Raw genomic sequence first — 12342 nt, 5'->3', positions numbered from 1 at the left:
AAAGAATCCCTACCCAACAACTAATAATGATTAATTGTCAATCGTCGGCACTGGCACTGGAGCATAGAACTCCTGTAAATTCCCATTACGGGGTTCGGTTTCCAAGGTTAAAGAAGCCGGAGATTGAGGGGTGGCATTTCCGGTGGCATTTCCGGTGGCATTTCCGGTGGCATTTCCGGTGGCATTTCCGGTGGCATTTCCGGTGGCATTTCCGGTGGCTTGTGGAGAGGAGGTTGCCGGAGTGGGCGATCGCTCCTCTTGGGGCTGTAATGCCTCAGTCGGTGGAGACTGAGTTGCACCTTGATCCGTTGTGGCGCCGCTGGTGACAGCAGGATTACTATTTTCTGCAGGTTCGGCTTCTGGGTTGACCGTTTGAGGACTTTGGGGCTGATTGGCTGCATCACCCTCTGGTTTCTCTGGTTGGGCGATCGCGCAAGTTTCCGCACTGTAGCTAAACTCAAAAGGATATTGATAAGCGGTAGGGTGATCCTGGGCAGGAAAATCATTGGACTCCACATACTGTAAAGCCGCATCATCCAAAATATCCGAGCCACTGCTATGCAAAATTTTCGGTGACTTAATAATGTCACCGTCAGGATTCACCACAGTCCCGACCACCGCCCTGCCTTCCAACTTCTGACCACAAGCCGCTAAGGGATAATTATCGGCGATCGCGCTCGGAGTTTTGGCCGCCACATCCGGCAACTCCTGGCGTAATTGCATAAACCAGGTATAAAACTCTTCCCCACCCGCTAACATCGCTTCTTCCATAGCGGACAAAGACCCTCCTTGTTGCTGAAGGCGCTGTTGTTCCTTTAGCTGTTGGTGATATGCCAACATCTGTTGCTGATGATGAGTCAACGGCTGCGGTGGAGTGGGTTGAGCGGATTCAGGTTTTGGCGACTCGGGCTGTGCATTGGCGGTTATTGCAGCGGATTGACCATCTCGGAAGGCTTGCCGGAGTTTTTCCTTATAGGCTAAAACTGCGGCATTTTCAGCCGGTGAAGGCTCCTGCCCTGGGTTTTGACTGGTTTGTTCTCTGGGTGGTAGTACCAAGTTGGGATTAACTGGCTGTTGAGTATCCAACAAAGGTTGGGATCCGCCCACTTGTAGACCAGGGGTTAGCCCAGCGGGTAAAGGAGAATTTTGCGGATTCGGCGAATTCATCACCAGTTCTTGAGGATCGATCAAGGGAGGTGCCAGGTTTTGACCCTGGGGGGGAATCACTTGAGTGGGGGGGAAACTGGGATTAAACCCTTCAAACTGTGGGGCAAACTGTGGGGCTGGAGGCAGTTCCGGGGGAGCATCTGGCAACGCCGGAATGGTATAAACCTGCTGGGGAACTTGACTGAATAAATCAGACTGATTATTGTACGGTGCCACTGGGGGCGGTGGGGGTAATTGACTGAGTAACTCTTCCAAGGGCGATCGCACCGCAACTCGCTCTTGAGTGGCAGGGGTCTGGTTTAAGCCCCGATTATTCTTTAACGGTGAGGAACTATTTTTCTTTGGCGGTTCAGAAGCGATCGCCGGAGGTGTCGGCGGCCAGTTTTCCAAATTGGGTATAGTCGCCACAGATTCACCATTATAAAGAGAAGAACCTTCGGGCAATGTCCAAGGTTGCAGCGGTTCTTTCAGAGGGGGTAACGCTGGCAAACCAGAAAGAGGGGCGCCAGGAGAGGGCGGCACCAAGGTATCGAATTTCATCGCCGCCATATCTGGTTGAGAAAACTCTGGCAAAATACCCAGTTGTTCCGGGGTGAGTTCCACCAGTTGCACTGGGGAAATTTCTTTTTGTTTTGACAGGATTGGCACATACTCCAAACCGACGCCAAAAAGTCCGTGGATCCCCACAGAGGCGACCAGGGCTACCCCTGTCGGCTGACGAAAGACTGTTAAAAAGTTGGTTAAGGGTAGGGCGTAAGACATAGCAAAGGATCTCACCTCGGTTTTTTGGTTATTGCACAGATTGATATTTACTCCCCACTTATCTTAGCGTTGAATGCCAAATTGAGCGGTAGGGAGCAAAGGGCCGCCAATCGAGCGGAGGGGCAGGGCGCAACCCTTGTCTGGCGAAGCATTCGCGTCATGGGTTGTTGGTTTTTAGCTAAGAGTTACTTACGCGAATGCTGTCGCCCCTACGCCGCGAATGCTGTCGTCCGGGCGATTCGAGAATCGCCCCTACAGGCCCCTATTTGGACTAATCACTACATCGGCAAGAAAATTTTCGGGGCGGGGATGATAATGATGACTAAAATTAATAGGGCAATTAAGCCTAAGATATCTCGTTTGTTATCTAATTCTGTGACATCATTCAGGGCTGGACTATCAATGACCGGAATTAGGAATAAATATATTGCCCAAATTAATAATTCTGGTTTGGCGATCGCCAGGATAAAAAACAAAAAACGAGTAATTTGTCCAATGGTGATGGCCATTTTTTGCCCAAACATGGCATGGACAATATGACCCCCATCCAGAGAACCTACGGGCATCAAATTAAAGGCAGTGAGAATTAAACCAATGTAACCGGAGACGGCGACAGGATGTAAATCAATTCCTTGATTCACTCCCAGGGGAGAAGGTAAGCTAATTTTACTCAGTATGGTCAACAACAAGGAAAAGCTAGGATTTAAAGCATCAATAGATAATAGAGTAGCTTCTGAGGGCAAGGGGACGACTGTGGAATGAGCCATTCCCCACATTAAAATCGGTATTGTCACCAAAAAACTACAGATTGGTCCAACAATGCTGACATCAAATAAGATTTTTCGGTTGGGCATGGGTTGGCGAATTTGCATGAAAGCCCCAAAGGTGCCAATAAATTCCGGGAAGGGAATAAAATAAGGGAGGGTGACCTGGATTTGATAAAAAGTCGCTGTGAGAAAATGAGCATATTCGTGGCTGCCGATAATTAGCATCAGCGTTAGACTATAGGGCAATCCTTCCAGTAATAAGTTGGGATTAGATTGTAAGCTCGTTTGCTCAATTCCAACCATTTTAATCGCACCAACTAAAGTGGTGGTAAAGAGGGTGACGAGGGCTAAGGCGATCGCCAGTCCGGGTTTGTTCAATGATTGGAGTTGTTCGCCAGAATTTGGCATTAGCAATGATGGATCGTCGGTTTGGCTGTTGGTTTGGCTTGCCGGGGCTTTTGGGGAAATTCTTTGCGGATTTGGCACCAGAACAAATAAAGGTTTGCCATTAAAATCTTCTTGGAAAATCACCAAAAAGCGATCGCCAAATTTAGCCTCGATATTTTGCTTAATTTTTGCATAAGCCACATCAGATTTAGCCCGCAACTGTCCTCGACAGATCGCCGCTTGTAAACGATAATCAATTTTATGCAAGGGATACATCGTCCAAGGAAAACAATCCCGCAGCATTTTTTCTTCTTCCAGGGTCAGGGCTCTGATCTCAGAAGGGTTTGTCGCTGTTTCAGGATTATTTGAATCAGAAACTTCTAGGTTTGTTTCTGGGTTCACGGAAGATTTTGGTGGCGGTGACGGCACATCCTGCCGCCCCCATTGCACCAAAAACCAGTAGAGAAAGAAGCAAACCACAAACGGGCCAAACACCAAGGTCGGTGGCATTGACTGATTTTGATCGTGGAACGCATACCAGGCGATCCACACAAAAGCGGGCGTCATCAGCACCAGCCATAAAATCCACACAGGGGTGCGGGTTAATGTCGTAACTCGCTGCCGCAAAATGATATAGGTGATTAACCCAAGTATTAGTATTAGTAACCAGGAAACCATGCTATGCCTAAAGAACCACGGGCTGTGCTCGATGCCATTTTTGCCTTTCCGCCAAATCGGGAGACTTTAGGCGGCACAGCCTACTTTATTGTAGGAAAAAATGCTAATTTCTTAATCGATTGTCCGCTCTGGAATGAAGTCACCCAAGAATTTATCCAAGCATCAGGGGGCGTAAAGTCTTTGCTGATCACCCATCGCGAGGCTATTGGCAAAGCTAAAGAAATTCAGGAATTTACTCAGTGCGAGATTGTGATTCACGAACAAATTGCTTATTTGTTGCCAAATTTATCCCTGACTTGCTTTGCTGAGGAGTTGACGATTCCGGTAGGCGATTCCCTGGGCGAAATCGCACCTACTTTGACCTTGATCTGGACTCCTGGCCATTGTCCGGGTTCCACTTGTGTCTATTATGCGGCTCACGGTGGGGTGCTGTTTACAGGCCGTCATCTCCTGCCCAACCAACAAGGGGAACCGATGCCGTTGCGAGTTTTCAAGACTTTTCATTGGCAGCGTCAACTGCGATCGCTTCAAAATCTGCAACAACGATTTACCTCAGATCGGTTAACTTATTTATGTCCCGGTGCGAATACGGGATTTCTCCGAGGACAAGGGACGATTGATCGAGCAGGCGATCGCTTATCCCGTCTAGATATCACTGCCTTATCAGCGGTGTCCCCGATGCTGTAACTATCTGTTATTTGTTATTTGTTATTTATTATTTGTTGTTGGGTAGGGATTCTTTGGTTGTTTTCACCCAATAACGAATAATAAATAACGAATAACTCTTGACCGTTGACGATTATAGCACTTTGCGGAGTTATGAAGTACAAAAAAAACCTGTCATTCCCGCGCAGGCGGGAATCTTTGAAAAACTCTGTACTTCATCCAATAAAAACCGCTATAAATGTCCGGCGTGTTGATAAAATGCAACTAATATTAGTCAACAGTCACCCACCAAAATTCAAGAATAATTATATGACTATTCCCCAGAATTATCCCAATGCTCCTGATGTTTCCGCTGAGGACTATCTTGTGGTCGGTTTGGCGACTTGTTTTGTGAGAAATGATGGCGAAATCATTGAAGTGAAAGTGATTGAACCAATTCCTTCAGCGGCATTAGAAGCGATTATGAAGGGAGTTCCCACCTCATATTTGATGGCTTGTGCCACCACCTTGGGCAACTTATTAGATGGGGAAGTGGTGAAAATGCCCGCTGATTTTCCGCCGGATACCCAAATTAGTGAGGATTTCACCACACGAGCGATCGCGGCTGTGCGGACTTATCGCCGCCGACCGGAAGCCACTGCTTTCATTCCCGTGGGCAGCACTTATCAGAAATTTAACTATTCTCTGGAACGGAAACGAGTGCTGAATGCGGAAAATATTGTCAGCACTGAAGATAATGTGAAACAACACGCTTATACCCATCAAGTGCTGTAATTTTTATCTTTAACTTTTCTGATTCAGCTATTAGTATTTTTGGAAAAATAAGCTGATATTTTTGGTTATTTTGTCATTTTTATGGTTTAATTAATATGACAAAATAACCTATTTTGATGCTTTTTAAATTTTGTTCAAGAGTGGAGAAAAATTATTTCTGTTGGGGATATGACCTGGGAGAAAACCGAGAAAAGCATTTTACGAAAAAGGGAAATTGCCAGACTCAACAAAATTTTACGCAATCCGAGATGACAGGCGATCGCCTCATGGGTAATAATAAGGACTGTTCATCATGGAGTGAGTTAGGTAAAACAGAGCGTGAACCAGGATTTAAAGTTTAATGACCGGGAAAAGATAGAATCGGTGAAAGCTGGCATGATCGCGGCGTTATGCTTACTGGTCGTATTTGCGATCGCCACATGGGGAAATCATTGGCTTCTGGCTCAACCATCAGCAAGTTTGGTGACGTTGCCATTGGTGAATTTGTCACAAGTGAAAGCGGCGCTCGCTTCTGCCGCAGGAGTTGCCATCAGTGGTTTTCTCTTTGGCATGACCTACCGTTATGTGATTCGAGACGATCGCAATCCGCATTTAAAATCTGGGGCAGTGTTGGCGTTTGGATTAGTGCGAGCGATCCCCCAAGTAGAACCCGCCATTTCCCAACTAATTGGGCATATTCCTAACTTGGCAGAAATTTGGCCATTTGCCCTCATAGGGTTAGAAAGTTTAATCTTATTTGCGGCGGCTAGAATTGTCTTAGATTGGGCGATCGCTCGCCAGTGGGTCAAACCTTTTAACTCATAACTTTTTTTCTCACTTTGCTCGGCCAAAATTACCTGCCCAAACAATTTTAGACATTAAATACCTCAAATTCTTGGGGGACAAACTGCATATTTTGGTCAATAGCTGACAACACTTTATTATTCGCCGTTTCAGAATTCAAGCAGGCACAAACCAACTGAGCGACATCGGCGCGGTGAATCATCCCACAAACTTGAGGATTTTCAGTTAAAACGGCGTTTCCTGTTGCCGGTTCAGATTTTAACCCACCGGGACGAATAATAGTATAAGTTAGGCCACTATTGATTAAATATTCCTCAGCTTTTTCTTTTTCAATTAAAACTTTTTCCAGGGTGGCTAACGCTTGGGGCGATAACGCTCCTTTGCTATTTCCTGTACCAATGGAAGACACCAAAATAAATTTCTTGATCCCAGCGTTCACCGCTGCATCAATTAAATTTTTATTGCCCAGATAATCGGGTCTTTCCCCTTGCTGGGGCAACCCCCCAATGGTACTAATTACGGCGGCGAAAGCTTTTCCTTGCATGGCTGATGCCAGGGAAGCGGGATCCAAGGCATCCCCGATGGCTACTTGAATGCCCATTGCTTCTAATTCTGCTTGGGTATCAGGCGATCGCAGCAGCGCCACCACAGGTTTTTGTTCTTTGCTCAGGCATTGAGCGACTTCTCGACCTACTCCGCGAGAAGCCCCCGCCAAAAAAATTACAGTTGGTTCTTGAGTATCCACGGTTGTTCAGTTAGTGAATGTGATAGTGAATGTGATTTCTAGTTATTTTTTCATAAATTACATAAATTTACATAAATTTACATAAATTTACATAATTTATCTCTCACCAGGCTGAATCCACATAAAGATTAATAGTCACGGTTTCTTTTCCGGGAGTTACTGCACTAATACAAGCACAAATCGTCTCACCGTCATCGAGTTCCACTTCACACGCATGACAAGAACCCATCAAACAGCCGGTCGGAATGTCTACCCCAGCCCTTTTCGCTACCTCCAGCAAGGGTTCGCCCACTTCCGCGTTCACGGTGACATCATCGGGTAAAAAGTTAACTTTTACAGTCATAATTGTTAATAACAAAGTAGGTTTAATTAGACAAGAAATAGAATAAAATCAATCTAACGCCAAAGTAAGGCCAAAGTAACGCCAAAGTAATTGAGCCAACCTAGTCAATGGCCAAAATTTACATCATTCCATTTGCTGGCGGTTATCAGTCATGGAAAAAAATAATCTTCAGGAATTAATCTGAAGGTAACCTAAGATAAAAGTCAAAGTCAAAGTCAAAGTCAAAGTCAAAGTCAAAGATAAACCAGAGATTTGGTTTAGAGCGATCGCGATTCCAGCAAATCTAAAATCGGGGTCATATTTAGATTTGACTCAATTATATCGGCCAAATTATTAAACAAAGTTTCTCGTTGTTCTCGATAATTGGGAATTCCCGTGGGTAAAGTTTGCAAACCTCTAGGATAGCGCAGCCGATTTAACCAAGCCCGACGCCAAGGACTATTGTCAAAAATGCCGTGCAGATAGGTTCCCCAGACCGATTGCTCCAAATTCGTCACCCCTAAACTGGGATCGTCAAAAAGCTGATAGATATCTTCATTATTGGTAATTTTACTCCGACCATGATGAATTTCATATCCCATAATTGGCAAACCCATTTGCGGATAATTAGAAACGACTTGGCGTTGGCGGGAAACTTTATGGTAGGTGAGAAATGTCTTTAACGGTAATAAGTTTAGACCGTCAAATCGGCCTGCTTGTCCTTCAATGCCTTCCGGGTCGGCGACTAATTCTCCCAGCATTTGAAATCCGCCACAAATTCCCAAGACGGTGCCTCCTGTGGCTACATAGTTTTGGATTTCTTCCGCCATGCCGCTTTTTTGTAATGTTAATAAATCGGGAATGGTGGTTTTTGAACCGGGAATAATCACCGCATCTGGATGACCTAAAGGTTGACCGGGCTGAATATATTTAACTTTAACTGTAGGTTCCGCTTCTAAGGGGTCAAAATCGGTAAAGTTAGAAATTCTCGGCAGCAAAATCACCGCAATCGTTAGGTCGGTATGGTTTTTTTCGTTGCGGCGTTCTAATAAACTTAAAGAGTCTTCCGCAGGGAATAATTGATTTAGCCAAGGAATCACCCCTAAAACGGGAATTCCCGTGTATTCTTCTAGCCAGTCAATTCCAGATTGTAACAGGGATAGCTGTCCGCGAAATTTATTAATCACTACCCCTTTAATTAAAGCCCGTTCTTCCGGTTCCAGGAGTTGCAACGTCCCGACTACATGGGCAAACGACCCGCCGCGATCGATGTCAACCACCAAAATTGTGGGGGCATTTAAATAAGTGGCAATCCGCATATTAGTTAAATCGCGGTGTTTGAGGTTAATCTCCGCCGGACTGCCAGCCCCTTCACAGACTAAAACATCAAAGTTGTTGCCCAAGACTTTGAGGGAGTCTTTGATCGCTTCCCACCCTGGATTAAAAAATTTTTCATAATATTCGCTGGCTCCAACGGTGCCAACGGCTTTGCCATTAAGAATCACCTGAGAGGTCATGTCACCCTGGGGCTTTAATAAAATTGGGTTCATTTGTACCGCTGGGGTGACTCCCGCTGCCCACGCTTGTACCGCTTGGGCATAACCAATTTCGCCCCCAGTGGGAGTGACATAAGAGTTGAGGGCCATGTTTTGCCCTTTAAACGGACTGACTCGCCAACCCCGTCGGGAAAAAGCCCGACAAAGCCCCGTGGCAAGCATGGATTTTCCCGCGTGGGAAGTGGTTCCGACTACTAAGATTGCTTTCATTGATACTCGATCGAGTCTAAAAAATAACTAGGCGCCAATTCAGGCAATGCTTGAGGACTTACCGATCAGGGTTATACCGGCAGTGTCAACCACCGATTTACGGCATTTTTCACGCGATCGCACCCGGTCGCTGGGGGTAAACTACCCGCTGGCTGCCATTTTTCCACCAGTTGACGCCCCAAGGGAGTTAAGCGAAAACTATCGGTGATTCCCTGACCATCGACTTCACGGCGGAGTAAACCCACTTGGATTAGCCATAGTAGATGATTTTCCGCAATGATTTCAGAAATGGGCGACTGTGTATATCCATTTTTTACCCCAACTTCATCAGCGATCGCTTTTAACTCCACCCTAGTGGTTTGCATGGTTGCCAGCAACTTCAGTTGAAACGGGGAACAACGGATCGCCCGTTCCGCCCGTTCTATGGTCTGAACAGGATAAGAAATCGTTTGGTTTTGCTTTGATTCAACAGCAGTCATTTCAATTTCCCAGGGTATGAACGTCATTGATATCTCAAATATTGATATCTCAATTCTCAATGGTGACATAGCCGGGAAGCAATTAGCTAAATTCTTAAATTTAATATTGTTGGTTATTTGTTGTTGGTTATTTGTTGTTGGTTATTTGTTGTTGGTTATTTGTTGTTGGTTATTTGTTGTTGGGTAGGGATTCTTTTGTTGGTTGCTTGATGCGATCGCTAAATCACCAACAATCCCCCCAAATCCCCTTCCAAGGGGAGCAAAGAATCCCTACCCAATAACTAATAAGAAATAAGTAATAAATAACAACAAATGATTAATAACAAATAACTAATAACTACTCTGCCGCTGCCTGAATCAACTGCCAAGCTTTCTGCACATGGTTTCTATTAGTTTGCGCCTGACCAATGGACATTCGCAAAGTAAATCGATCGTCTAACTTGGTATGACTGAGATAAATTTCCCCCGATTGATTCAGTTTTTCCAGAATCTTCTGATTCACCGCATCGCCCCCTTGATGACGAAAACAAACCAAATTCAAGGGCACCGGCGCCGCTAATTCAAACCGGGAATCATCCTGTACCCACTGGGCAAATTCTTGGGCAAGTCCGATATGTTTGCGGACATAAAATTGCAATCCTTCGATGCCATAATGCCGAATCACAAACCAAAGTTTCAGGGAGCGAAATCGGCGACCTAAAGGAATATGCCAATCCCGATAATCAAACACCGCCCCAGATGCCGTAGCCTGATTTTTTAGATATTCCGGTAATACGCTCAAGGAGCGGATCAAAATACTCCGATCTGCCACATAAAAACAGTCGCAATCAAAGTTAACCAACATCCATTTATGGGGATTAAAACAATAGCTATCGGCCAACTCTAAACCATCATGGATAAATCGATATTCTGGACAGAGGGCGGCGGTGCCACTCATGGCCGCATCGATATGCAGCCACAGCCGATATTTTTGGCAAATTTCTCCGATTTTCCGCACCGGATCGATCGCCTGGGAAGAAGTTGTGCCAATAGTGGCTGTGACAAAACAAGGGGTTAGTCCGGCTTGAATATCGGCTTCGATTTGTTCGGCTAAAATATCCGCTTGCATGGCATAATTTTCGGCCACGGAAATCAAGCGTAAATTTTCTACTCCTAACCCGGCAATTTTCACCGCTTTCTCTACGGATGAATGGGCTTGAGTTGAAGTATAGGCAATCAGTTTATGTGCTGAATTTTGCTCTAAACCTTGGCGGTTACTATCAAAATCTGTCGCCCGTTCTCGTGCGGCCAATAATGCACATAAAGTCGCACTGGAGGCAGTGTCTTGAATGACTCCGCCACCGCTACTTGAGGATTTAAATTGTGGCGGCAAATCCAGCATTTCTACCAACCAGTCAAGGATCAGGGTTTCCAATTCGGTGCAAGCGGGACTGGTTGCCCACAGCATTCCCTGCACCCCTAGTCCAGCGGACAATAGTTCTGCCAAAATTGACGGGGCGGAGTTGTTGGATGGGAAAAAGGCGAAAAAGTTGGGGGACTGCCAGTGAGTTAGTCCGGGGATGAGGATTTCCTGCACATCCTGCAAAATTTGCGCGAAAGATTCCCCGGTTTCTGGGGGGTGGGGCGGCAGTTGGGCGCGAATTTCACCGGGAGAAACTTGAGATAATACCGGGAATTTCTCAATGTTTTGCTGATATTCCGCGATCGCATCTACCACCGCATATCCCCAACGGCGGAACTCTTCTGGACTCATATGATAGCTGTTTTGTTCTTCGAGCATTCCCTGTATTCCCTCCTCCCACAGCAGCGGTTTTTTTCACATCACCGCCGAGATAATTTTTTGACAATCCGGCTCTGACAATATAGCCCGGATTTTTGATTTTCATTATTTTACCAGTGAATTGCCATATTACAGGTTTATTAAAAAATTCTATAATTTTTCCGGGATGTAATCCCCAGAAGAGAAGAAATCAGCTAAAATAATTACAGCAGGAATTACCGCAGGAATTACCGCAGGAATAGAAACAGATAGAAAAATTGTCTCCGCTGGTTTCCCTGATGACTTTCCTGATTAATTCCCCGAACGATTCCCCGAACGATTCCCCGATAAATTCCCCGATAAATTCCCCGATGAAATATGAACAGACGAATTAAAACCATCGCCCTGGGAATTAGCTTGATGCTTTGCTTAATTTTCCTAGCGGATATGCGGCATTTTTCTATTGCTAGAGAAAACCTGTCCTCCCCGGAGCGGAACCCAGCCATCGTCAGTGCGATCGCGCATCAATTAACCGTGCGATTGATCGGCGATTATGCAGCGGGTTCTGGGGTGATTATTGGTCATCAGGGTTCAACCTATCAGGTTTTAACCTGCGATCATGTGATTGCCTTAGATCCCAGGGCAGTTTTTCAAGTGCTAACCTCCGATGGGGCAGGGTATTCAGCAGTGAGAAGCGATCGCTTTTATTTTGGGGATTTAGATTTAGCCGTGGTTGAATTTACCAGCGATCGACCCTATCCCGTCGCCACTCTTTCTCCTGACCAAAACTTATCCTTAATGGAGCCGATTTATGTGGCTGGTTTTCCCAATTCCCAACAAAACTTAGATAAATTAGAAAGTACCCTAGACTTAGGAATTCAGCCTTATTTTATCAGCAGTGGAGTAATTTCATTACTACTGAATCAACCCCTAGAACAAGGATATCAAATAGGCATCACCAATGAAGTTTATATCGGCATGAGTGGCGGGCCAGTTTTTAATCAAGAAGGGAAACTAATGGGGATTATTGGTAGGACTAAATATGCCTTTGGAGGGGTTGATGCTTATCGATTTGCTGATGGCAGTAAACCATCTCCAAGACTTTTTGAACAAATGCGATCGGCAAGTTGGGCAATTCCGATTAAAAAAATTTAGTTGTTAGTTGTTGCTTGTTGCTTGTTGGTTGTTGGTTGTTGGGTAGGGATTCTTTGGTTGTTGGTTGGGAAAGTGAAAAGTCGTAGGGGCGAATGGCCATTCGCCCGTACAAGTTAAAAGTTATGCATAAGT

General features: G+C 45.4%; 11 protein-coding genes. 4 read left to right on the top strand and 7 right to left on the bottom strand.

The features are described 5' to 3' along the window. Positions 1-30: 30 nt before the first annotated feature. On the bottom strand, positions 31-1929 hold the full coding sequence (locus ABWT76_RS06330; protein WP_354635812.1) for a TonB family protein: 1899 nt from the start codon (positions 1927-1929) through the stop codon (positions 31-33). A gap of 278 nt (positions 1930-2207) precedes the next feature. After that, positions 2208-3761 carry a site-2 protease family protein gene (locus tag ABWT76_RS06325; RefSeq protein ID WP_054468237.1) on the bottom strand — a complete coding sequence of 518 codons (1554 nt, stop codon included), beginning with the start codon at positions 3759-3761 and terminating at the stop codon, positions 2208-2210. Between the two features lie 3 nt (positions 3762-3764). On the opposite strand from ABWT76_RS06325, the gene ABWT76_RS06320 reads away from it, so the two are divergent. The 3 genes from ABWT76_RS06320 (at position 3765) to ABWT76_RS06310 (ending at position 6005) form a co-directional block, all read left to right on the top strand. Next, complete coding sequence (locus ABWT76_RS06320) at positions 3765-4448, top strand: MBL fold metallo-hydrolase (protein WP_054468235.1); 684 nt, start codon at positions 3765-3767, stop codon at positions 4446-4448. 288 nt (positions 4449-4736) lie between these two features. After that, positions 4737-5201: a hypothetical protein gene (locus ABWT76_RS06315; protein WP_054468232.1), complete on the top strand. Its 465-nt coding sequence runs from the start codon at positions 4737-4739 to the stop codon at positions 5199-5201. Between the two features lie 318 nt (positions 5202-5519). After that, positions 5520-6005 carry a hypothetical protein gene (locus ABWT76_RS06310; protein ID WP_054468230.1) on the top strand — a complete coding sequence of 162 codons (486 nt, stop codon included), beginning with the start codon at positions 5520-5522 and terminating at the stop codon, positions 6003-6005. A 46-nt stretch (positions 6006-6051) separates the two neighbouring features. Here the strand turns inward: ABWT76_RS06310 and ABWT76_RS06305 are convergent, their stop codons facing one another. From ABWT76_RS06305 to ABWT76_RS06285, 5 genes are all read right to left on the bottom strand, one after another. Beyond that, entirely contained in the window at positions 6052-6729 is a 678-nt protein-coding gene (locus ABWT76_RS06305; protein ID WP_054468228.1) for an SDR family oxidoreductase, read from the bottom strand. A gap of 103 nt (positions 6730-6832) precedes the next feature. Beyond that, the gene (locus tag ABWT76_RS06300) at positions 6833-7072 is read right to left on the bottom strand and encodes a 2Fe-2S iron-sulfur cluster-binding protein (protein ID WP_054468226.1); all 240 of its coding nucleotides are present in this window, start codon (positions 7070-7072) and stop codon (positions 6833-6835) included. Between the two features lie 257 nt (positions 7073-7329). Then, a complete protein-coding gene (gene cobQ / locus ABWT76_RS06295) occupies positions 7330-8817 on the bottom strand; it encodes a cobyric acid synthase CobQ (RefSeq protein ID WP_354635811.1) in 1488 nt (495 codons plus the stop codon). A 71-nt stretch (positions 8818-8888) separates the two neighbouring features. Continuing rightward, complete coding sequence (locus ABWT76_RS06290) at positions 8889-9296, bottom strand: Npun_F0494 family protein (protein WP_054468222.1); 408 nt, start codon at positions 9294-9296, stop codon at positions 8889-8891. A gap of 337 nt (positions 9297-9633) precedes the next feature. Then, positions 9634-11076 carry a pyridoxal-dependent decarboxylase gene (locus ABWT76_RS06285; RefSeq protein WP_199317300.1) on the bottom strand — a complete coding sequence of 481 codons (1443 nt, stop codon included), beginning with the start codon at positions 11074-11076 and terminating at the stop codon, positions 9634-9636. A gap of 357 nt (positions 11077-11433) precedes the next feature. Between ABWT76_RS06285 and ABWT76_RS06280 the strand changes: the two genes are divergently transcribed. Further along, positions 11434-12210: a serine protease gene (locus ABWT76_RS06280; protein WP_054468218.1), complete on the top strand. Its 777-nt coding sequence runs from the start codon at positions 11434-11436 to the stop codon at positions 12208-12210. Positions 12211-12342 lie beyond the last annotated feature (132 nt).

This window comes from Planktothricoides raciborskii GIHE-MW2 (genome assembly GCF_040564635.1).
GTDB lineage: Bacteria > Cyanobacteriota > Cyanobacteriia > Cyanobacteriales > Laspinemataceae > Planktothricoides > Planktothricoides raciborskii.
Note: the sequence above shows the minus strand (reverse complement) of the source record. Positions and strands in the feature narration are given on the sequence as shown.